We start from the raw sequence: 21,994 nt of genomic DNA on the forward strand, positions 1-21,994 counted from the left end.
CGTTCACCGCCGTCGACGCCCCGATCCTGGAGGAGGCACCGTGACCAAAGAGCTCCGACGCCTCAGCATCGTGATGCTGGCGATGTTCCTGGCCCTGTTCGCCTCGACGAGCATCATCCAGGTCGCTCAGGCCAACTCGCTGACCAACACCACGGGAAACACCCGCGCGCTCTACGACTCGTACCAGATCCAGCGTGGATCGATCATCGCCGGCGGCACCGCGATCGCTTCGTCCGTGCCCTCCGACGACGTCTACAGCTGGCAGCGTCAGTACACGGATGCCGCGATGTGGGCTCCCGTGACCGGCTACATGAACCCCGTGCTCGACGCGAAGACCCAGATCGAATCCGCTGAGAACAGCGTGCTCAGCGGGTCCGACTCGAACCAGTTCTTCTCCCGCATCGACCGGGCCATCACCGGTCAGGCTCCACGCGGCTCGAACGTCGAGCTCTCGCTCGACCCGAACGTGCAGAAGGCCGCCTGGGACGCGATGGGTGATCTCCAGGGCGCCGTCGTCGCGATCGAGCCGTCGACCGGTCGCATCCTCGCCATGGTCTCCAAGCCCAGCTACGACACCAACGCGCTCGCCTCGCACGACACCGATGCCGTGAACGCGGCGTACGACCAGCTCGTGGCCGACACCTCGAAGCCGCTGGACAACCGTGCCATCGGGGGCAACCTCAACCCCCCGGGCTCGACCTTCAAGCTCGTCGTGGCCTCCGCCGCCCTGGCATCCGGTCGCTACACGCCCGAATCCACGTTCCCGAACCTCGCGGCGTACACGCTGCCCCAGTCGACGAACGTCGTCAGCAACGCCGGCGGCGGCACTTGCGGCGGGGGCGACACCGTGACGATCGCAACCGCTCTGCGGCTGAGCTGCAACATCCCCATGGCCGAGCTCGCCGTCGAACTCGGCGACGACGCCATCCGCGCCGAGGCGGAGAAGTACGGCTTCAACAAGTCGTTCAGCATGCCGCTCGAGTCCACCCCCTCCACCTACCCGGCCTCGCCGAACGCCCCGCAGACCGCGCTCAGCGGCTTCGGCCAGGGCGACGTGCGCGCGACGCCCCTGCAGATGGCGATGGTCTCGGCCGGCATCGCCAACGGCGGCGTCGTGATGAACCCGCGCATGGTCGACCGGGTGATCGAGCCGAACCTGTCGATCAAGGACGAGGCGAGCAGCAGTGAGTTCGGGCGGGCTCTCGAACCCTCGATCGCCGCGCAGATGGTCACCATGATGACGGCGAACGTCCAGGACGGCGCAGCATCGAATGCAAGAATAGACGGGGTCGCAGTGGCGGGTAAGACCGGCACGGCGGAGAACGATTCCCGTCCCTACACTCTCTGGTTCACCGGCTTCGCACCGGCGGACGACCCCAAGGTCGCCGTCGCCGTGGTCGTCGAAAACGGTGGAGGCCAGGGGCAGAACGGGAGCGGCAACGAGATCGCCGCCCCGATAGCGAAGAAGGTCATGGAGGCGGTGCTGGGTAAATGAGACCGACGCAAGGTGTGACCTTCGGAGGACGCTACGAGCTCGATTCGCGAATCGCGATCGGCGGTATGGGCGAGGTCTGGGAGGCGACGGATCACGTCATCGGACGAACCGTCGCGATCAAGATCCTCAAAGACGAGTACATGGGCGACCCGGGCTTCCTCGAGCGCTTCCGCGCCGAGGCCCGCCACGCCGCCCTCGTCAACCACGAAGGCATCGCCAGCGTGTTCGACTACGGCGAGGAAGACGGCAGCGCCTTCCTCGTGATGGAACTCGTCCCGGGCGAAGCCCTGTCGACGATCCTCGAGCGCGACGGCTCTCTCTCGACCGACAAGACTCTCGACATCGTCGCCCAGACGGCCGCGGCCCTCCAGGCCGCGCACGCCGCGGGTCTCGTCCACCGCGACATCAAGCCCGGCAACCTACTCATCACGCCCGACGGTCGTGTGAAGATCACCGACTTCGGCATCGCGCGCATCGCCGATCAGGTGCCGCTCACCGCGACCGGCCAGGTGATGGGCACGGTGCAGTACCTCTCGCCCGAGCAGGCGTCCGGTCACCCGGCGTCGCCGGCCACCGACACGTACTCGCTCGGAATCGTCGCCTACGAATCCCTCGCCGGCAAGCGCCCCTTCACGGGCGAGTCGCAGGTCGCGATCGCGATGGCGCAGATCAACGAGCAGCCCGCTCCGCTCCCGCCCACCGTGGCGCAGCCGGTGCAGAATCTCGTGATGGCGATGATCGCCAAGAAGCCCGACGACCGTCCGGCCTCCTCTGCCGCCGTCTCGCGCGCCGCCACGGCCCTGCGTCGCGGCGACCTCGCCGCGGCCGCCGCGGCCGTCCCGGCGATCGCGACGGGCGCTGCCTTCGCCGATGACGCGACGCAACTGCTCACGGCCGGCGGACAGACCTCCGCCACCACGCGCCTCATGCCCGCCTCCGCGGCCGCGACCTCTCTCCTCACCGAGGAGCACACCGAAGAAGACCCCGCGCCGCAGAAGAAGAAGCGCAGCCCCTGGACGTGGCCGCTGGTCGCGCTCATCGCGCTGCTGGCTCTGGTTCTGATCGGCACGCTCTTCACGCTGCTGTCGAATCAGGGCGATCCGGACGCCGTTCCGGCGAGCCCCTCGGCCTCGGCCTCGACCCCGGTACCTCGCCCGTCGTCGCCCTCGCCTGCCCCGTCGCCCTCGAACACTCTCGTCGACGTCGACGCTCTCAACCTCATCGGCAAGACCTGCGATGAGGCCCGGGAGCTTCTGCGCGACGCGAACCTCGGCGCCACCTGCGCCACCGGCAACGCCGCAGCGAGCGCCGATCAGGTCGGCAAGATCTACGTGGTCGACCCGACCGGACGCAACCCGCAGGGCACCAACATCGAGGTCACGGTCTACGGCGAAGAGACACCGCTCTCCACGCCCGGCACTCCGACCCTGCCCGGTACCTCGGTCACGGCCGGCAGCGACATCCAGATCTCGTGGCAGCAGTACTCCTGCCCCTCGGGAACCGGATCGGTCACGTCGTACAACTTCACCGCGACCAACGGCACCTTCGACACCAACGGTCAGTCCACCGCGTCGTTCGCGCCCGATGCGCGTAACGCCAAGCTGACGGTCAGCAACGCCCCCGGTCAGACCCTCCGCGTGACGTACACCGTCAGCTGCTCGGGTACCGACCGGACGGCCGGCCCCTCGGGCGAGGCCTCCGCGACGATCTCGGGCGGCAGCTCGGCATCGCCGACGGCGACGCCCGCGGCCGTTCCGACCGTCAAGCCCTGATCACCCATCCCCCCACGCCAGGAGCTCCACCCGTGACCACTGAGACGCGCGTCCTTTCCGGGCGCTACCGCGTCGACGACCTCATCGGTCGCGGCGGTATGGCCAGCGTCTACCGGGGGTACGACCAGACACTCGGCCGCACGGTCGCGATCAAGGTCCTGAAGGCCGACCTGGCCGGCGATGCGGCTTTCCGCACGCGCTTCCGTCTCGAGGCGCAGGCGGCCTCGCGCATGGCTCACCCGACGATCGTCCGTGTGTTCGACGCGGGCGAAGACGTCGAGACCGGGGAGGACGGCCACGAGCGTCCGGTGCCGTACATCGTCATGGAGCTCGTACACGGTCGCCTGCTCAAGGACGTCATCGCCGCGGGCCCCGTCCCCACCGACGACGCCCTGCGGTACGTCGACGGCATCCTGGAGGCCCTCGAGTACTCGCACCGCGCCGGTGTCGTCCACCGCGACATCAAGCCCGGCAACGTCATGATCACCGACTCCGGTCGTGTGAAGGTCATGGACTTCGGCATCGCCCGCGCGGTGTCCGACTCGTCGTCGACGGTCGCCGAGACCACGGCGATCGTCGGGACCGCGGCGTACTTCTCGCCCGAGCAGGCCAAGGGCGAGTCCGTCGACGCGCGAGCCGACCTGTACTCCACCGGCGTGGTGCTCTACGAACTGCTCACGGGGCGCACGCCGTTCCGCGGCGAGACCCCGGTGGCCGTGGCATACCAGCACGTCAGCGAGGCCCCCGTCCCACCGAGCGAGATCGTCGAGACGGTTCCTCGGGCTCTGGATGCCATCGTGCTCCGCGCCCTGGCCAAGGATCCGTTCCAGCGTCCGCAGGACGCCGCGAGCTTCCGCGAAGCACTCGACGAGACGGTCGACGGCAAGGGACCCACGAAGCGCCAGATGTCGGCGCTGTCCAACGAGCTGTACGGACCCAACCCGCGTCAGGCGGCCGAGACGGCCCGCTCCTTGCGACAGCTCAGCACCGACACGACGATGCGTCGCACCCAACCCGGTCCTCCGGTGGCCTGGATCTGGGCGGGCGTCACCGTTCTCGCGGTACTGCTGGTGGCGGTGCTCATCTGGGTCATGCAGATCCAACCGAGCAACGACGTCCCCACCAGTGCCTACACGGTTCCCGACGTCGTCGACATGTCGTACGACCGTGCCGTCGAGACACTCGAAGCTCAGCAGCTGACCACCAGCCGTGTGAACGAGTCCGATGAGAAGGTCGCTGCCGGAAACGTCGTGAGCACGGTCCCCGAGGCCGGAACGAACGTCACCTCGGGTCAACGGATCACGGTGTACGTCTCCACCGGCCCCGATACGGCGAAGGTGCCGACGCTCGACGGGATCACCGAGAGCGAGGCGCGTACGTCCCTGCAGAAGGCCGGTCTCACGGTCGGTTCGATACGACGCCAGGACGACCCCGCCCTGGCCGCGGGAACGATCATCTCGTCGAGCGTCCAATCGGGCTCCGAGGTCGCGAAGGGCACCACGGTCAACCTCGTGGTCGCGAGCGGTCAGGTCGTGATCGTGGACTACACCGGCTACACCCACGAGGCTGCGCAGCGCGAGTTGGAGTCCGACTCGAAGCAGCTGACGGTGAAGACTCAGCAGGATCCCGGATGCAAGGCGGCTACGCCCCCGACGGTCAAGACGCAGTCGCTGGCCCCGGGCGAGGTCCCCGTGCACAGCGAGATCACGCTGACGGTGTGCGCGGGTTCCTGATCCCGCGGGGGTGAAGCAGCAAGCCGCGCGCGGCGGCTCCCGGTAATCCGGCGTTCTCGAGCCAGCGGCCGAGCAGAAGGTGGCCGCCTTCGGTGAGCACGCTCTCGGGGTGGAACTGCACCCCCTCGATCGGCGCGGTTCGGTGGCGTACACCCATCACCACGCCGCTGTCCGTCTGCGCGGTGATCTCGAGCTCGGCCGGGAGCGAGTCCGGCTCGACCGCGAGAGAGTGATACCTCGTGGCGACGAATCCCGCGGGGAGGTCCTCGAAGACGCCCTGGCCTCGATGCCGGATGACGCTCGTGATCCCGTGCAACAGCTCTGGCGCATGCCCCACACGGGCACCGAAAGCCGCCGCGATGGCCTGATGACCGAGGCAGACCCCGAGCAGGGGGATGCCGGCACCGAACGCCGCGCGGACCACGGCGATGGAGTGCCCGGCGTCGTCGGGGTGCCCTGGCCCCGGGGAGACGAGGATCGCGTCCGCGTCCCTCGCCGCGCGCTCGGGTAGCCCAGACTCTCGCGAATCGAGGAGGACGGTCTCGGCGCCCAGGTCGCGAAGGTAGCCGGCGAGGGTATGGACGAAGCTATCGCGATTGTCGACGACGACGACGCGCCAGGGCCTCACTCGACCGTGACCTCCTGGGGGTAGACGAGGTCGCTCACCCAGGGGAAGACGTAGAAGAACAGGCCGTACAGCACTACCGCGACCAGCACCAGGAGGATCAACAAGCGCACCCACCAGGGACCGGGGAGGACGCGCCACAGGGCTCCGTACATCAGGATGCTCCAGAGGTCAGGGACGCCGGCGGACCGGCGTCGGTCCGCGGGGTGAAGGACTCGAAGACGCCGTAGCCGATCGCACGCTCCGAGAAGCCGTAGCGCGGGCTGCAGGTGGTCATGGTGATGAGGCGGTCCGTCGCCTCGATCTGCGGCTGCTGCGGCGTGGGCAGCAGGACATTCACACCGTCAGGGCGCACGTACTCGATGTTTCGGAAGCGGTAGGTGAACCAGCCGACCTCGGTCTCGACGACGATGGCGTCACCGATACGCAGCGAAGGAAGGTCGGCGAAGGGCGCGCCGTGGCTGCCGCGGTGGCCGGCGATGGCGAAGTTGCCCACCTGTCCGGGCATCGCGGTGTCGGGGTAGTGGCCGAGACCGATCGGGTCGAGCGTGCGCGAGGAGCTGACTCCTCCGGCCACGGTGAAGTGGTAGTCGGGTCCGAGACGCGGAATGTAGACCACGCCGAAGCGTTCCGCGTCTCCCGGCTGCTCCAGGGCGGGCGGGTCCGCGGTGGGCGGTGCTGCCGGCTGCGCCGGAGTCGTCGTGGTGGCAGAGGGGGCGGGCGGCGGAGGATCGGCGTTCCATTGCTCGCTGAGCTCTTTGCCCTGATCCTTGAACTGCGCGCCGATGATGGCGTCGCCGATCCAGAGCTGCCACACGACGAAGAGGAGCACGAGGACGCCGGCGGTGACCAACACATCGCCGATCACCCCGATGACGGACACCCGGCGACGCGGCGCGCTCCCGCGCCGTGATCCCCGACGGGTCTGCGGCTGGTCGACGGTCTGCACGGGGGCAGTCTAGTTCCGCGGGATCACGCGTGCCTGACCGTTAGACTGTCCCGCATGGCTCGAATTGGCAAAGGCGAAGACCCGATCGCTGAGCGCAACGAAGGCGGATCGGCTCCGAACCCCGTGTGGTTCCTGCCCATCATGATCGGCCTCATGCTCATCGGCCTCGTGTGGGTGCTGGTGTTCTATCTCAGCAACTCGCAGTTCCCGATCCCGGGTATCGGTCCGTGGAACCTCGTCATCGGCTTCGGCATCGCCTTCGTCGGGTTCCTCATGACCACGAAGTGGCGCTGACTTACACACGTGTAATTCATCCCCACCTGTGGACGGGGCTGTGGATAACTCTCAGACGTAGAAAAGAGCCGGGATTGCCAGCAGGGCGATCAGCAGAACGCTGAACCCGACCAGCAGACCGATCTGCAGGCGCTTCTGCGCCGCCGCACGGGTGCGTGCATAGATCAGCCCCACTCCCGCTCCGGTGACGAGACCGCCGAGGTGGGCCTGCCACGAGATGCCCACCGCCGCGAGGGATCCGGCGAAGTCGCCCGACCCGATGGCACCGATGGCCGCGATCACGAACGGCCAGGCGAAGTTGATGGCGATGAGCAGGGCGATGACGCGGATGTCCGCCCCGATGTGCCTTCCGATCACCAGGAGGGCACCGAACAACGCGAAGATCGCGCCCGAGGCACCGACCGTGGACACGCCGGGGGCGAGGAGCGCGACCGCAACGGATCCGCCCAGCGCGCCGATCAGATAGAGCGCGAGAAAACGACCGCGGCCGAGCAGGGGCTCGAGGCTGCGCCCGATGAACCAGAGCGCGAGCATGTTCAGGCCCACGTGGAAGAAGCCGCTGTGGACGAGGGCGACCGTCAGCAGGCGCCACGGCTCCAGCACACCCAGTTGCGGCACGAGGTAGAGGCTGTTGAACGCGAGCAGGTTTCGCACGACCCCGCCCACACCGGGGATCAGACCGATGACGTAGGCAAGTCCGGTGACGGCGATGATGCCCAGCGTCATCTGCGGTCTGCCGGACGCGACCAACGACACGGGACGCGATGCCCAGCGACGCTGGGCCTTCTTCTGAGCAGGGGTTTGCGAGGCGCGCTGCTGCGCCATGCACTCGGGGCAGATGACTCCGACGGCGGCGGGTGTACGACACTCCGAGCACACGGTGCGCATGCACCGCTGACACAGCACGAAGCTCCGCCGGTCGGGATGCCGATAACAGAAGTTGTCGCTGTTACGACGGAACTCGTCAGTTGTGGACACCCGCCGCCGCCTGGAAGGTCAGACCGAGACGACGTCGACCGACTGGAGCACGACGGGCTCGATCGGGCGGTCGCCCGCAGCGGTGGGAACGGCGGCGATCTTGTCGACGACGGCCTTCGAGGCCTCGTCGGCCACCTCACCGAAGATGGTGTGCTTGCCCTGGAGCCACGGAGTCGGGTCGGTCGTGATGAAGAACTGCGATCCGTTGGTGCCCTCGGGCTGGCCGGTGATGGCGTTGCGGCGCAGACCGGCGTTGGCCATGGCGAGCTTGTAGGGCTGGGTGAAGTCCAGCTCGGGGCTGATCTCGTCGTTGAAGTTGTATCCCGGTCCACCGATGCCCTGACCGAGCGGGTCGCCGCCCTGGATCATGAAGTTGGGGATGATCCGGTGGAAGATGACGTCCTTGTAGAGAGGGCCCTCGCCCTTGGCGCCCGTCGCCGGGTTCGTCCACTCCTGGGTTCCGTCGGAGAGTCCGACGAAGTTGCGGACGGTACGCGGAGCGTGGTCGCCGAACAGGTTGACGACGATGTCGCCGTGGTTGGTGTGCAGGGTCGCTACGGCGGTGTGGTTGGCCATGGGTACATTCTCTCAGAGTTATCTGCAAGGGTCGGCGGTGCCGGCGACCCGTTCTGGCAAGATGAACGAACGTACATCCCATCGACAGGGAGGATGAGCCGTGGGCCTCAGCCGCAAGAGCAAGAAGGAACTGCGCAAGCTCCAGAAGCACGCCGCAAAGGTGTGGGAGTCGCAGCAGGTGCTGCTGGGCGAGAGCGGGAAGGTCGCTCGAGAAGCCGGCCACCAGCTCGGTCGCTTCAGCCGCGAAGATCTCGTCCCCGCCGTGCAGGACGGGTACAACAAGTACGCCGCTCCGTACGTCGACAAGAGCGTGAAGTACAGCAATCGCTTCCTCAGCCACAAGGTCGTTCCCGCGGCCGGTGCCGTCGTCGGCGGAGCGATGTCGGTGTGGGACGCCGCGGGTGACACCCGTGACCGCCTCGCGAAGGGCCGTGGTTTCGAGCTCGACACGCACAAGTATGCCAAGCGCGCCGAGAAGTACGGCAAGCAGGCGTCGAAGCGTCTCGCCAAGAAGCTTCCCTCGCAGCACGACGGCATCGGTGCCGGTGGCGTCATCGCCATCATCCTCGGTGTGGTCGCCGCTGCGGGCGTCGCCTACGCCGCGTGGCAGACGCTGCGCGCTGACGATGAGCTGTGGGTGGCGGACGACCCGCTGCGCGCACCCGACGCGTGAGCGATCCCACCATCAGAGTCCGAGAGGCCGCGCGAGAGCGCGGCCTCTCGGTCGATGTGCGTGAGCGTCCGGCGCCGTCGAGCCTCGACGAGGCGGCCGAGCTGCTCGGCATCCCCTCTGCATCCATTGTGAAGACGCTGGTCGTCAAGCGGTCCGACGACACGTACCTGTTCGCTCTCGTGCCCGGTGACCGTGCCATCTCTTGGCCGAAGCTGCGTGCGGTGGTCGGGGTCAACAAGCTGCGCCTCCCGGAGCCCGAGCTGGCCCTCGCCGCCACCGGCTACGAGCGAGGCACCATCGTCCCCATCGGCAGTACGACCGACTGGCCGGTCTTCGCCGACGAACGCATCGTGGGCACGCGCATCGCCATGGGAGCCGGAGCGCACGGTTACAGCGTGTTCGTCGAGGCCGATGAGCTCATCGCCTCTTACGGCGCAACCGTCGCCGACATCACGGCGGAGCGCGCCTGACGCTCAGGAGCCGAGGAGGCCTGCCATCCGCAGGGCTACGTCGACGAGCTGAACACGTCGAAGCTTTCGCGTGGCCGCGAGGGTGAACCACTCGGCCCTGTCGGTCGATCCGTCGGTCTCGAATCTCAGCCGGCCGCCCACGACGCGCGCGCGGTAGACGATCCGCAACGCGTGCAGCGGACCCGTGGCTCCGCCCGCGAGCCGAGCTTCGGCCGGAATCACCCGAGAATGGATGCCAAGCAGGTCGTCGACGACGACGCGGAACCCCGTTTCTTCGCGCACTTCGCGGCGCACCGCGTGGGCGGGGTCTTCACCGTCCTCGAGGCCCCCGCCGGGAAGGGTCCACGCCCCTCGCCGGCCGTCTATCCAGTGGGCGAGCAGCACACGGTCGTCGGCGTCGGTGACGACGGCGTACGCGGCCACGCGCATGTCCATGACCAGACTCTAGCGAGGGTGCTCACCCGCGTGTCGGAGTTGACGGTGAGGGACCGGTACCCGCCACGATGGTGCCATGCATACAGCGCTCTCGACGACGACGACGGATATCTCGCGCCGCGATCTGACTCTGGATCTCGCCCGTGTCACGGCCGTGTGCTTCGTGGTCATCGTGCACTTGCTGCAGGTCGGGGTGGGGTGGGGCCCCGACGGCTCCCTCGTCACCTCACGGCCCGCAGAGATGCAGCCCTGGTTCGATACCGCGACCTGGTTCGGACAGATCATGCCGCTCTTCTTCGTCGTCGGCGGATTCGCTTCCGCGGCGGGGTGGGCGACGTGGACGGCCCGCGGCGGTGATGCCCTCGGCTTCGTGCGTTCGCGGACGCTGCGGCTGGCGCAACCGGCTCTGCCCCTGTTCCTCTTCGTCGCGGTCGTCCTGGTCGCCGCCACCGCCATCGGGGTCGATCCGTCGCTGGTCGCCGCCGCCGTCGTCGGAGTCGGGATGCCGCTGTGGTTCCTGGCCGCATACCTGTTGTGCCAGGCGGTGGTCCCCCTCGCCGCTCAGTGGCATGCGCGGGCCCCTCGGGGAACCCCCGCGGTGCTTCTGACCGCGGTCGTGGCGGTGGACGCCCTACGGTTCCTCTCCGGGGTGGAGGAACTGGGCTACCTCAATCTCCTGTTCGTCTGGCCCCTCATCCAGCAGCTGGGATTCTGGTACCGCGACGGGTGGTTCGATCGCCGCTCGGCGGTATCTCTCCTCGCCCTCGCGACCGCCTGCTACCTCGTGGTCGGCGCCGTGGTCGTGTGGGGGCCCTACTCCGACAACATGCTGGCGAATCTCAACCCGCCCACTCTTCCCCTCGTGCTGTTCGGCCTCGCTCAGGCGTGTCTGCTGCGTCTGGCGAAGCCCGCGCTCACCGCGCTCATGCGCACGCGCCTCGCGCAGGGGGTGGTGTTCGCGGTCGGGTCCCGCCTGATGACGGTGTACCTGTGGCACCTGCCCGTCATCCTCATCATCTCGGGGATCGCCCTGCTCATCCCCGGCGCAGCTCCCGCACCCGCGAGTCCGCAGTGGTGGGCGACGCGCCCCCTGGTCTTCCTGGCGACGGCGATCGTGCTCGGGTTGCTCTCGTTGATCCTGATCCGATTCGAGGCGCTGGGCGACCTTCCGCCGGCACCGGGATCGGTCATCCTGGCGATCGCGTGGTTCTGCGCATTCCTCCCGCCCTTCGCCGTGACGCTGCAGGGGATGAACACGGTCCTCGCGGTCGGCGGAGCGGTCCTGTACACGGCATCCGTCGTTCTGCTCCGAAGAGGGCGGCGACGACGCGCCTCGTGAGAGCGACGGCGGAAAAGAAGAAGAGCCGGTCCCGATGGACCGGCTCTTCTTTCTCGATTGTGGAGCCTAGGAGATTCGAACTCCTGACATCCTGCTTGCAAAGCAGGCGCTCTACCAGCTGAGCTAAGGCCCCGCGAGGGAAGGGGTGGGGCTACCAGGACTTGAACCTGGGACCTCTTCATTATCAGTGAAGCGCTCTAACCGCCTGAGCTATAGCCCCGTCTCGCTGACGTGATGTCAACCTCGAAGACTTTACCGGACTCGCGAGGTTTTGACGAATCGACGTCAGTTCGAGGTGAACCCGACGAGAAGGCCACCGGTGACCTTGACCGCCAGGTTGTAGATGCCCGCCATCACGGCGCCCAGCACCGTGACGATGACGAGGTTCAAGATGGCGATGATGGCCGCGAACGCCATCACCTGGGGAAGGCCGACGTACTGGGACAGGGTCGCACCACCGTCGGTAAAGCTGGTGAAGAACTCATCGAGCTTCGTCAGCAGTGTCGCCGATACGACGAGGTAGATCAGGAAGTACGAGACCACCGTGACGATGGCCAGGGCGACCGCCGCCAGGAACGACAGCTTCACCGCCGACCAGAAGTCGATGTACACCAGGCGCAGTCGGACCTGCTTGGCGGGGGTCTTGTGAGTCGACTTCTTGGCGAGCTTGTCGGCTACCGTGCTCATGCGTCAGTACTTTCCTCGGGGGTCTCGGAGGAGGAGGCGTCGGCCTCGTCCGCGGGGGAAGCGGCGGGCTCCGTGGTCGTCTCCGTCGTCTCGGTCAGGTTCCGCTCTGCGTTTCGGGCGATGGCGATGATCCTGTCATCACCTCCGGCTCGTGCGAACACGACACCCATGGTGTCGCGCCCCTTGGCGGGGACCTCGGCCACGGCAGAGCGTACCACCTTGCCGCTGGCAAGAACCACGAGGACCTCGTCGCCCTCCGACACCATCATTCCGCCCGCGAGAACGCCGCGATCATCGGTCAGACGAGCCACCTTGATGCCCAGACCACCGCGGTTCTGCATGCGGTACTCGGTGACCGCGGTGCGCTTGGCGTATCCGCCCTCGGTCACGACGAAGACGAATTCGTCGTCCTTCGCCACCGATGCCGAGAGCAGGCTGTCCCCCTCGCGGAAGTCCATACCCTTCACGCCTGAGGTCGACCGACCCATCGGTCGCAGCGCGCTGTCGGTGGCGGAGAACCGCAGCGACTGTCCGAGGCGGCTGATGAGCAGGATGTCATCGCCCTCGTCGACCAACATGGCGCTGACCAGCTCGTCCGCACCGCCCTGTTCCGCCTCGTCGCCCTCTTCCGCGACCTGGCCGCGGAGCTTGATGGCGATCACACCGCCCTGTCGGTTGGTGTCGTACTCGTCGAGGCGGGTCTTCTTGACGAGACCGTTGCGGGTCGCGAGCACGAGGTACGTCGCGACGTTGTAGTCGCGGATGTCGAGGATCTGCGCAATCTCCTCATCGGGCTGAAGGGCGAGGAGGTTCGCGACGTGCTGACCCTTGGCATCCCGACCGGCCTCGGGGACCTCGTAGGCCTTCGAGCGGTACACGCGACCCTTGTTCGTGAAGAACAACAGCCAGTGGTGCGTCGTGGTGACGAAGAAGTGCTCGACCACGTCGTCTGCGCGCAGCTGCGCGCCCTTCACACCCTTGCCGCCGCGATGTTGCGAGCGGTAGTTGTCGCTGCGTGTGCGCTTGATGTAGCCGTCGCGGGTAACCGTGACGACCATCTCTTCTTCGGCGATGAGGTCTTCGATCGAGACGTCGCCGTCGAATCCGTGCAGGATCTCGGTGCGACGGTCGTCGCCGAAGCGGTCGGTGATCGCCGTGAGTTCGTCGCGGATGATGGTGCGCTGACGGGCGGGGGTGGCGAGGATGTCGTTGTAGTCCGCGATCCGCGCCTCGAGCTCGGTGGCCTCGTCGACGATCTTCTGACGCTCGAGGGCCGCGAGTCGACGCAGCTGCATGTCGAGGATGGCCTGCGCCTGGATGTCGTCGATGTCGAGAAGCTTCTGCAGGCCCTCGTTGGCATCCTGAGCCGTCGGCGACCGACGGATGAGCGCGATGACGTCGTCGAGCGCGTCGAGCGCCTTCAGATAGCCGCGCAGGATGTGCATGCGCTCCTCGGCCTTGCGGAGGCGGTACTGCGTGCGACGCACGATGACCTCGACCTGGTGGTCGATCCACAGGCTGATGAAGCCGTCGAGAGACAGGGTGCGGGGCACGCCGTCGACGATCGCGAGCATGTTCGCGCCGAAGTTCTCCTGCAGCTGCGTGTGCTTGTACAGGTTGTTCAGCACGACCTTCGCGACGGCGTCGCGCTTGAGCACGACGACCAAGCGCTGACCGGTGCGCCCCGAACTCTCGTCGCGGATGTCGGCGACGCCCGTGATCTTGCCCTCGCGAGCGAGGTCGCCGATCTTGACGGCGACGTTGTCGGGGTTCACCTGGTAGGGCAGCTCGGTGATCACGAGGCACGTGCGGCCCTGGATCTCCTCGATGTTGACGACGGCCCGCATCGTGATCGAGCCTCGGCCGGTGCGGTAGGCGTCCTTGATGCCGCGGGTGCCGAGGATCTGCGCACGCGTCGGGAAGTCGGGGCCGGGAATGCGCTCCATCAGCGCTTCGAGCAGCTCCTCGCGCGTGGCATCCGGGTTCTCGAGGGCCCAGAGGGCACCGGACGAGACCTCGCGCAGGTTGTGCGGGGGGATGTTCGTGGCCATGCCGACCGCGATGCCGACCGAACCGTTGACGAGCAGGTTCGGGAAGCGCGCGGGAAGGACCGTCGGTTCCTGGGTCTGACCGTCGTAGTTGTCCTGGAAGTCGACGGTCTCTTCTTCGATGTCGCGCACCATCTCGAGCGCGAGAGGAGCCATCTTGGTCTCGGTGTATCGGGGCGCGGCCGCACCCTGGTTGCCGGGCGAACCGAAGTTGCCCTGACCGAGAGCGAGGGGGTAGCGCAGAGACCACGGCTGCACGAGGCGCACGAGGGCGTCGTAGATGGGGGCGTCACCGTGCGGGTGGTAGTGACCCATCACCTCGCCGACCACACGGGCGCACTTCGAGAACGACTTGTCGGGACGGAAACCGCCGTCGTACATGCCGTAGATCACACGGCGGTGCACGGGCTTGAGGCCGTCACGCACATCGGGCAGAGCGCGCCCGACGATGACGCTCATCGCGTAGTCGAGATAACTCCGCTGCATCTCGAGTTGGAGGTCGACCTGGTCGATCTTCCCGTGGTCGTGCGCCGGCTCGCCGCGGACGTCGTCGGATTCGGGCGTGATGTCGTCAGCCATGTCTTCTCAGTTCCGTGATGAATGCGTCGTGCGAGATCAGATGTCGAGGAAGCGGACGTCTTTGGCGTTGCGCTGGATGAAGCTGCGTCGCGACTCGACGTCCTCGCCCATGAGCACCGAGAAGATCTCGTCGGCTGCGGCGGCGTCGTCGATCGTGACCTGCTTCAGCGTGCGCGTCTGCGGGTCCATCGTGGTCTCCCACAGCTCGTGATCGTTCATCTCGCCGAGACCCTTGTAGCGCTGGATGCCGTTGTCCTTGGGGATGCGGCGACCGGAGGCCTGTCCGTCGATCAGCATCGCGTCGCGCTCGCGGTCGCTGTACGCGTACTCGTGGGGGTGGTTCGACCACTTCAGTCGGTACAGCGGCGGCTGAGCGAGGTAGACGTAGCCGGCCTCGATGAGCCCGCGCATGTAGCGGAACAACAACGTGAGCAACAGCGTCGTGATGTGCTGACCGTCGACGTCGGCATCGGCCATCAACACGATCTTGTGATACCGCGCCTTGGCCATGTCGAAGTCTTCGCCGATGCCCGTGCCGAAGGCCTGGATCATGGCCTGGACTTCCTTGTTGCCCAGGGCGCGGTCGAGACGCGCGCGCTCGACGTTCAGGATCTTGCCGCGCAGCGCCAGGATTGCCTGCGTGTGCGGATCGCGACCCTGCACCGCGGAGCCACCGGCCGAGTCACCCTCGACGAGGAAGATCTCGCTGATCGAGGGATCCTTCGAGGTGCAGTCCTTCAGCTTGTCGGGCATCGCGGCCGACTCGAACACGCTCTTACGGCGAGCGGTCTCGCGTGCCTTGCGCGCGGCGAGGCGCGCGGTCGCGGCGTCGATCGCCTTGCGGATGATGTTCTTGGCCTGACCCGGATTGCGGTCGAACCAATCGCCGAGCTTGTCGCCCACGACCTTCTGCACGTAGGCGCGCGCCTCGGTGTTTCCGAGTTTGGTCTTGGTCTGACCCTCGAACTGCGGTTCCGACAGCTTGACCGAAATGACCGCGGTAAGACCCTCGCGGATGTCGTCGCCGGTGAGGTTGTCGTCCTTCTCTTTGAGGAGGTTGTTCGCGCGGGCGTAACGGTTCACGAGCGTCGTCAGCGCGGCGCGGAAACCCTCTTCGTGAGTGCCGCCTTCGTGGGTGTTGATCGTGTTCGCGTAGGTGAAGACGTTCTCGGTGTATGCGGTCGTCCACTGCATCGCGAGCTCGAGGGCGATCTTTCGATCGGTGTCCTCGGACTCGACCTCGATGATCTCGTCGTTGACCACGTCGGCCTTGCGCACGCGGTTGAGGTGCTCGACGTAGTCGACGAGCCCACGCTCGTAGAGGAACGTGTCGTGACGGGCTTCGGTGACCTCTTCGCCCGGTTCGCCCTCCGTGATGACGGACTGCGGACGCTCGTCGCGCAGGCTGATGCGCAGGCCCTTGTTGAGGAAGGCCATCTGCTGGAAGCGCGTGCGCAGGGTGTCGTAGTCGAAGTCGATGGTGTCGAAGATCGTGGCATCCGGCCAGAAGGTGATCGTCGTTCCCGTCTCGTCGCTCTCTTCGTCCTTCGAGAGCGGAGCGAGCGGCACACCGCCGTCGCGGAACGACTGACGCCACACGTGCCCCTGGCGCCGGACCTCGACCTCGAGGCGCGTGGAGAGGGCGTTCACGACCGACGAGCCGACACCGTGCAGACCGCCCGAGACGGCGTAGCCGCCCCCGCCGAACTTTCCGCCGGCGTGCAGCACGGTGAGCACGACCTCGACGGTGGACTTGCCCTCGGTGCGGTGCATGTCGACCGGGATGCCGCGGCCGTTGTCGACCACGCGCACGGCGCCGTCACCGAGGATCGTGACCTGGATCGTGTCGCAGTAGCCGGCCAGCGCCTCGTCGACGGAGTTGTCGACGATCTCTTGCACGAGGTGGTGCAGACCGCGCTCACCCGTGGAGCCGATGTACATACCGGGACGCTTGCGAACGGCCTCGAGGCCCTCGAGCACCTGGATGGCGTCCGCCCCGTACTCGTTGGGAACCTTCTTCGCCGCGGCGGGGACTTCGGGTTCCTCGGAAACGCTGTCGGGGTTTTCGGACGTCATAGGTACGCGCGCTCCAGATCGATTCGTCGGAACTCCCATCCTATCGCGGAAGGGCTCTCGAAATGGCTTGTACGCCCCTACGCGGGGATAAATCGCGTCGAGCCGGGATCGACCATGACTCAGCCGTAGGTATCGCGCGGACCGCGGCCTGGAACGGCTCTGGGCCCCCATTTCCACGAGGGGACGTCCGGGCCTACGAACCGGATCGCCTCGACACCGGCCTCGGGGAAGCGCCGAAGGATCTCCGACAGGATCTGCGCGCGCATGAACTGCAACTGCTTGGCCCACGCCGTCGAATCGGCCTGAACGGTGAGCGTTCCGTTCTCGAGGGCCACCGGGCGCGTGTGCGCCGCGGTGTCGGCTCCGGCTACCTGATCCCACGTGCGCACGAGGTCCTCGCGCGAGAGCTGGGGCTCCCACCCCGCCGACTGGGTCAGCGCCGAGATCACATCGCCCAGACCGCGCGGGTCGCGGCCCGGGCTGAAGGGAGCGTTCTCGCCGTCGTCGGCCCGACGACGACGCTTCTTCTTGCGGTACGGAGAGGGCTCGAGCCCACGAAGCCGCAAGTAGGTCGACATCGTTTCGGGGATCTCGGCGTCGTCACTCACCGCGGGGCTCCTCGATGCGGCCCGCCTCGACGCGGACGACGTGTGCCCGCAGGACATCGGGCACATCTTCTTCGACGGCCGAGGTGACGATGACCTGCTCGTAGCCACCGGCCAGCTCGGCCAGTCGGGTGCGGCGGCCGGCGTCGAGCTCGGCGAACACGTCGTCGAGGATGAGAACCGGGTCGCCCAGACGCGACTCGGCGCGGAGGAGTTCGGCGGATGCCAGGCGCAGAGCGAGCGCGACCGACCACGACTCTCCGTGCGAGGCGTAGCCCTTGACCGGCAGACCCCGAACGCGCAGCACCAGATCGTCGCGGTGCGGGCCCACGAGGGTCAGACCGCGCTCGAGCTCGGCCGAACGCTTCGCCGCGAGGGCTGCCCGGAACTGATCGGCCAGGGGCTCGCTCGATCGCGCGCCGTCGACGGCATCCCCCTCTTCGGGGTCGCCGCCGCCCACGGAGAGCGCCCACGACAGCCGCGGTTCGTGGTCGGCGCCGGCGATCGCTGCATAGGCCGTGGCCACGGGATCGGAGAGGTCGGATGCCAGCGCGCTTCGCGCCTCGATCACCTCGGTGCCCAGGGTGACGAGCTTGTCGTCCCAGACGTCGAGAGTGCTCAGCGCCTCGCCGCGGAGTCCCCGAGCGCGCGCCGACTTCAACAGGGCGCTGCGCTGGCGGAGCACGCGATCGTAGTCGGCGAGCACTCCGGCCATGCGCGGGGTGCGCTGGACGATGAGCTGATCGGCGAACCTGCGGCGGGCGGAGGGGTCGCCTCGCACGATCTGCAGGTCTTCGGGGGCGAAGAGGACCACCTGTGCGTACCGGGGGAGCTCGGAAGTGCGGACGTTGACGCCGTTGACGCGGGCCTTGTTCGTGCCCTGGCGGTTCAGCTGCAACTCGAGCAGGACGCTGCGCTCACCGTGGGCGAGCCGGGCGCGCACGATCGCGGCATCCGTCCCGTCTTTCACGAGAGGGGCGTCGTTGGAGACGCGGTGCGAGCCGAGAGTCGCAAGATACGCCACCGCCTCGACCAGGTTCGTCTTGCCTTGGCCGTTGCGGCCGACGAACACGTTGGCCCCCGGGGAGAGCATGACATCGGCTTCCGCGTAATTGCGGAAGTCCTTCAGTCCGAGCTGCTCCACGATCACCGAGTCAGACTACCCGCCGCCTCCGACACGGCAGCGTGGGTTGCCGCTCAGCGCAACAGCAGGTTGGGCTGCAGGAGGTACTTGAACGTCCCCTCGCCGCCCTTCTCGACCGACGTCTGCGGGGTGACCAGCACGGGGCTGAGCTTGTTCGCGTTGTCGCTCGAGGTGAAGGTGATGCGCGTGAATTCGCTGCGGACGGCACCGAGCGATTCGATGAGGTACTGCGGATTCAGGCCGAGAGTGACCTCGTCGCCCACGAGCGTCGCGTCGACCGACTCGGTTGCGCGCGCCTGCTCGGTACCGGCCGCGTCCATCGAGACACCGTCGGGGCCGAAAGTGAAACGCAGCGGCGCGGAGCGATCGAGCACGAGGGCCACGCGACGGACCGCTTCGACGAGCTCGGCGGTGTTGACCACGCTGTGGTGTTCGGTCTGCGCGGGGAAGAGCCGGCGCACGGGCGGGAAGTTGCCCTTGATGAGCAACGACGTGACGGTCTTGTTGCCCGACGAGAAAGCGATGATCTCGCGGTCGCCCGAGCCCGAGAAGGCGATGGAGATGTCGCCGCTGTGGGCGAAGGTCTTGCCGACTTCCTGCAGCGTACGCGCGGGCACGAGAGCGGAAGTGGTCTCATCAGATGCCACGGCTCCGCCATCCCACGGGATCTCGCGGAGCGCGACGCGGTAGCGGTCGGTTGCGACCAGGCTCAAGCGGGTGCCGGAGACCTCGAGCTGCACGCCGGTGAGGACGGGGGTCACGTCGTCGCGCGAGGCCGCGAACGCGACCTGTGCGATCGCCGTGGCGAACTCGTCCGCGGGAACGAGACCGGACTCGCCCGTGACCTCGGGGATGGCCGGGTACTCCTGCACGGGCATGGAGGCGAGCGTGAAGCGCGCGGAGCCGCAGGTCAGCAGGATGCCACCGTCGTCGTCGACCGTGATCTGGATCGGAGCGTTGGGCAGACGGCTCGCAATGTCGCTGAGGAGTCGGCCGTGCACCAGGATCGTGCCGGGCTCGTCGACGGTCGCCTCGATCGTCGTGCGCGCCGAAGCCTCGTAGTCGAAGGCGGCGAGGGTGAGTCCCTGTTCGTTGGCCTCGATGAGCACACCGGCCAGGATCGGCTGCGGGTTTCGCTGGGGCAGGAGCTTGACCACGAACGAGACGGCTTCGCTGAACACATCGCGATTGACGTGGAACTTCACGGGTGCTCCCTTGACGGCGGGTATGGCTTACCCATGCTAGTGCCCCCTTTCGGTGACGCCCGCCGAGCGACGTCCCCACGGCAAGGTCATCGAATCTCTCTTAACAAAGAACTTGGATCTTCATCTTGTTAACAGCTGTGGAGAGTGTGGATAACTCGCGACACGCTTGTTAACAGAAGGGAACCGGGGGTCTGTTAACTGTGGACGAGCTGCGGAGAGCCTGTCGAGTTAACACCGGTCGTCGAGACGACCTCCCCCTGCTCCTCCACAGCGTTAACGCCTCAGTGCACAGATCATCCCGAGGAAAATCGAGTTATCCACAGGTTTTCCACACTGTGTAGAACCACCCCGGAAACACCCCGTGAGAGACGCTCCACGCCCGGTCAGGGGCAGAAAAAGCGAAGGGGCCCGAGCCACCGGTGGTGGTCGGGCCCCTTCGGGAGACAGGCGCTCAGCGCATGCGGCCGAGCTGGCTGGTGATCTCCGAAACCTGATTGAAGATCGATCGACGCTCCTTCATGAGGTCGCTGATCTTCTTGTACGCGTACATCACGGTCGTGTGGTCGCGGTTTCCGAACAGCTGCCCGATCTTGGGGAGCGAGAGGCTCGTGCGCTCACGGCAGAGGTACATCGCGATCTGACGCGCGGTGGCCACCGCCTGCGAGCGGCTCGAACCGTAGAGGTCGTCGACCGACAGCTTGAAGTACTGCGCGGTCGCCGTGATGATGTCCGTCGGCGAGATCACGTTCGCGTCGTCCTGGTCGATGATGTCGCGAAGGACCGTCTGGGCGAGCGACATGTCGAGCGTCGAGCGATTCAGACTGGCGAACGCGGAGACACGGATGAGGGCGCCCTCGAGCTCGCGGATGTTCGACGAGACGACCGTGGCGATGTATTCGAGCACGTCGTCGGGAATGAGAAGTCGTTCGCTCTGCGCCTTCTTGCGGAGGATCGCGATGCGCGTCTCGAGGTCGGGCGCCTGGACGTCGGTGATCAGACCCCACTCGAAGCGGCTGCGCATGCGGTCTTCGAAGCCGGTCAGCTGTTTCGGCGGCAGGTCGCTCGTGATGACCACCTGCTTGTCGTGGTCGTGCAGCGTGTTGAACGTGTGGAAGAAGGCTTCCTGCGTCTCGGCACGGCCCTGCAGGAACTGGATGTCATCGATCAGCAGGATGTCGACGTCGCGATAGCGCGCCTGGAAAGCCGAGCCCCGGTTGTTGGCGATCGAGTTGATGAAGTCGTTCGTGAACTCTTCGCTCGAGACGTAGCGGACCCGGATGCCGGCGTACATGCTCGCGGCGTAGTCGCCGATCGCGTGCAGGAGGTGGGTCTTGCCGAGCCCCGAGTCGCCGTAGATGAAGAGGGGGTTGTACGCCTTGGCCGGCGCTTCGGCGACAGCGACCGCCGCGGCGTGCGCGAAACGGTTGGACTGCCCGATGACGAAGTTGTCGAAGGTGTACTTCGGATTGAGGCGGGTGTCGTTCCGCGACGCCGGGACGATCGGCTCGGGAGCCTGCTCGTTGATGGTCGAGAGCGCGGGTGCCGCCTGCGGCCGCTCTTCCTGCGGAGCGGCGGAGGAGCTGCGCTGCGTCTCGATCACATCGGGGTTCACGACGACGCGGAACGTGCCGATCTGAGGATCTTCTCCCTGCACGTGGGCGAGTGCCTCGAGGATCGGCGTGCGCATGCGCTTGTTGAACTGGGCTGCCGTGAGGTCGTTCGGCACGTCGAGATAGAGGGTGCCCCCCATGACGCCCTGCGGAACGGCGAGGTTCAGGAAGCCGTGCAGCTGCGGGGTGACGCGGTCGTCGGTGAGAAGATGGTCCAACACGGATGACCAGACGGGTACATCCGGTGCTTCGTGCAGAGACATAGCCCCTCCGGGGTGTTGACGCGACGGGTGATCGACGTGTCGCGTCGAACCTGTGGATAACTTCCGGGGCCACGCTAGTTCGAGGCCCTGTCGGAGCAAAATCCACTGTAGGACGCGGCCGCGTGTCTTTTCCACGCTTGTGTACAACGCCTGGGGATAATGGGCGGTCGCGTTCTCGGTTTGAGTTAACGCCGCGCTCGACGTAGCCTTAGTCGGTTGACTTATGCCTATACGGCAGTCCCGACCCCCGTCCCCGGCAGAAGAGCATCGGGCGACATCACCTCCGGAGTGACCCATGAGCAAGCGCACCTTCCAGCCCAACAACCGCCGCCGCGCCAAGAAGCACGGCTTCCGCGCCCGCATGCGTACGCGTGCCGGCCGTGGCATCCTGGCCGCACGTCGCGCCAAGGGCCGCACCGAGCTCTCGGCCTGACGGAC

At 67.0% G+C, this 21,994-nt stretch carries 21 protein-coding genes and 2 tRNA genes; 8 read left to right on the forward strand and 15 right to left on the reverse strand.

What is annotated here, in order from left to right:
* The first annotated feature begins 40 nt into the window (after positions 1–40).
* From AB6V29_RS14115 to pknB, 3 genes are read left to right on the forward strand one after another with little or no spacing between them, the layout of a single operon-like run.
* Positions 41–1,495 (forward strand): peptidoglycan D,D-transpeptidase FtsI family protein, encoded by a 1,455-nt coding sequence (locus AB6V29_RS14115; RefSeq protein WP_369359417.1) that lies wholly within the window; start codon positions 41–43, stop codon positions 1,493–1,495.
* Positions 1,492–3,267 (forward strand): protein kinase, encoded by a 1,776-nt coding sequence (locus AB6V29_RS14120; RefSeq protein ID WP_267788848.1) that lies wholly within the window; start codon positions 1,492–1,494, stop codon positions 3,265–3,267. Before AB6V29_RS14115 ends, AB6V29_RS14120 begins: the two co-directional genes overlap by 4 nt.
* Positions 3,268–3,299: 32 nt before the next feature.
* A complete protein-coding gene (gene pknB, locus AB6V29_RS14125; RefSeq protein WP_369359420.1) occupies positions 3,300–5,000 on the forward strand; it encodes a Stk1 family PASTA domain-containing Ser/Thr kinase in 1,701 nt (566 codons plus the stop codon).
* Here pknB and AB6V29_RS14130 read toward each other — a convergent pair.
* From AB6V29_RS14130 to AB6V29_RS14140, 3 genes are read right to left on the reverse strand one after another with little or no spacing between them, the layout of a single operon-like run.
* Positions 4,972–5,628: an aminodeoxychorismate/anthranilate synthase component II gene (locus AB6V29_RS14130; RefSeq protein WP_307314151.1), complete on the reverse strand. Its 657-nt coding sequence runs from the start codon at positions 5,626–5,628 to the stop codon at positions 4,972–4,974. The genes pknB and AB6V29_RS14130 overlap by 29 nt on opposite strands.
* Positions 5,625–5,780 carry a hypothetical protein gene (locus tag AB6V29_RS14135; RefSeq protein ID WP_267788844.1) on the reverse strand — a complete coding sequence of 52 codons (156 nt, stop codon included), beginning with the start codon at positions 5,778–5,780 and terminating at the stop codon, positions 5,625–5,627. Before AB6V29_RS14135 ends, AB6V29_RS14130 begins: the two co-directional genes overlap by 4 nt.
* Entirely contained in the window at positions 5,780–6,574 is a 795-nt protein-coding gene (locus AB6V29_RS14140; protein WP_307456902.1) for a class E sortase, read from the reverse strand. The genes AB6V29_RS14135 and AB6V29_RS14140 overlap by 1 nt, the downstream gene beginning before the upstream one ends.
* Positions 6,575–6,628: 54 nt before the next feature.
* On the opposite strand from AB6V29_RS14140, the gene AB6V29_RS14145 reads away from it, so the two are divergent.
* Complete coding sequence (locus tag AB6V29_RS14145) at positions 6,629–6,868, forward strand: cell division protein CrgA (protein ID WP_210075563.1); 240 nt, start codon at positions 6,629–6,631, stop codon at positions 6,866–6,868.
* A gap of 51 nt (positions 6,869–6,919) precedes the next feature.
* Here the strand turns inward: AB6V29_RS14145 and AB6V29_RS14150 are convergent, their stop codons facing one another.
* Both AB6V29_RS14150 and AB6V29_RS14155 read right to left on the reverse strand, forming a co-directional pair.
* Complete coding sequence (locus AB6V29_RS14150; protein ID WP_324289921.1) at positions 6,920–7,594, reverse strand: rhomboid family intramembrane serine protease; 675 nt, start codon at positions 7,592–7,594, stop codon at positions 6,920–6,922.
* 270 nt (positions 7,595–7,864) lie between these two features.
* The gene (locus tag AB6V29_RS14155; protein ID WP_210075561.1) at positions 7,865–8,422 is read right to left on the reverse strand and encodes a peptidylprolyl isomerase; all 558 of its coding nucleotides are present in this window, start codon (positions 8,420–8,422) and stop codon (positions 7,865–7,867) included.
* Positions 8,423–8,522: 100 nt separating this feature from the next.
* On the opposite strand from AB6V29_RS14155, the gene AB6V29_RS14160 reads away from it, so the two are divergent.
* Complete coding sequence (locus AB6V29_RS14160) at positions 8,523–9,095, forward strand: hypothetical protein (protein WP_056225083.1); 573 nt, start codon at positions 8,523–8,525, stop codon at positions 9,093–9,095.
* Complete coding sequence (locus tag AB6V29_RS14165; RefSeq protein ID WP_369359423.1) at positions 9,092–9,565, forward strand: aminoacyl-tRNA deacylase; 474 nt, start codon at positions 9,092–9,094, stop codon at positions 9,563–9,565. The genes AB6V29_RS14160 and AB6V29_RS14165 overlap by 4 nt, the downstream gene beginning before the upstream one ends.
* 3 nt (positions 9,566–9,568) lie before the next feature.
* On the opposite strand, the gene AB6V29_RS14170 is transcribed toward AB6V29_RS14165, so the two are convergent.
* Positions 9,569–10,000 carry an NUDIX hydrolase gene (locus tag AB6V29_RS14170; protein WP_210075556.1) on the reverse strand — a complete coding sequence of 144 codons (432 nt, stop codon included), beginning with the start codon at positions 9,998–10,000 and terminating at the stop codon, positions 9,569–9,571.
* A gap of 76 nt (positions 10,001–10,076) precedes the next feature.
* On the opposite strand from AB6V29_RS14170, the gene AB6V29_RS14175 reads away from it, so the two are divergent.
* Positions 10,077–11,339, forward strand: coding sequence for an acyltransferase (locus AB6V29_RS14175; protein ID WP_369359425.1), 1,263 nt, complete (start codon positions 10,077–10,079; stop codon positions 11,337–11,339).
* Between the two features lie 60 nt (positions 11,340–11,399).
* Here AB6V29_RS14175 and AB6V29_RS14180 read toward each other — a convergent pair.
* The 9 genes from AB6V29_RS14180 to dnaA form a co-directional block, all read right to left on the reverse strand.
* Positions 11,400–11,472 (reverse strand) — tRNA-Ala (locus AB6V29_RS14180).
* A gap of 13 nt (positions 11,473–11,485) precedes the next feature.
* Positions 11,486–11,559, reverse strand: a tRNA-Ile gene (locus AB6V29_RS14185).
* 65 nt (positions 11,560–11,624) lie between these two features.
* Positions 11,625–12,026 carry a DUF3566 domain-containing protein gene (locus tag AB6V29_RS14190; protein WP_103207439.1) on the reverse strand — a complete coding sequence of 134 codons (402 nt, stop codon included), beginning with the start codon at positions 12,024–12,026 and terminating at the stop codon, positions 11,625–11,627.
* Positions 12,023–14,653 (reverse strand): DNA gyrase subunit A, encoded by a 2,631-nt coding sequence (gene gyrA / locus AB6V29_RS14195; protein ID WP_267788836.1) that lies wholly within the window; start codon positions 14,651–14,653, stop codon positions 12,023–12,025. Before gyrA ends, AB6V29_RS14190 begins: the two co-directional genes overlap by 4 nt.
* Before the next feature lie 36 nt (positions 14,654–14,689).
* Complete coding sequence (gene gyrB / locus AB6V29_RS14200) at positions 14,690–16,729, reverse strand: DNA topoisomerase (ATP-hydrolyzing) subunit B (RefSeq protein WP_210075551.1); 2,040 nt, start codon at positions 16,727–16,729, stop codon at positions 14,690–14,692.
* Positions 16,730–16,848: 119 nt separating this feature from the next.
* On the reverse strand, positions 16,849–17,337 hold the full coding sequence (locus AB6V29_RS14205) for a DUF721 domain-containing protein (RefSeq protein WP_246078171.1): 489 nt from the start codon (positions 17,335–17,337) through the stop codon (positions 16,849–16,851).
* Entirely contained in the window at positions 17,330–18,484 is a 1,155-nt protein-coding gene (gene recF / locus AB6V29_RS14210) for a DNA replication/repair protein RecF (RefSeq protein ID WP_307314132.1), read from the reverse strand. The genes AB6V29_RS14205 and recF overlap by 8 nt, the downstream gene beginning before the upstream one ends.
* 47 nt (positions 18,485–18,531) lie before the next feature.
* Complete coding sequence (dnaN, locus tag AB6V29_RS14215; RefSeq protein WP_141377057.1) at positions 18,532–19,683, reverse strand: DNA polymerase III subunit beta; 1,152 nt, start codon at positions 19,681–19,683, stop codon at positions 18,532–18,534.
* A 451-nt stretch (positions 19,684–20,134) separates the two neighbouring features.
* Positions 20,135–21,556 (reverse strand): chromosomal replication initiator protein DnaA, encoded by a 1,422-nt coding sequence (gene dnaA, locus AB6V29_RS14220; protein WP_369359427.1) that lies wholly within the window; start codon positions 21,554–21,556, stop codon positions 20,135–20,137.
* Positions 21,557–21,851: 295 nt separating this feature from the next.
* Between dnaA and rpmH the strand changes: the two genes are divergently transcribed.
* A complete protein-coding gene (gene rpmH, locus AB6V29_RS14225; RefSeq protein WP_013584598.1) occupies positions 21,852–21,989 on the forward strand; it encodes a 50S ribosomal protein L34 in 138 nt (45 codons plus the stop codon).
* Positions 21,990–21,994 lie beyond the last annotated feature (5 nt).

The organism is Microbacterium sp. 20-116 (assembly GCF_041079415.1).
Classification (GTDB): Bacteria; Actinomycetota; Actinomycetes; order Actinomycetales; family Microbacteriaceae; genus Microbacterium.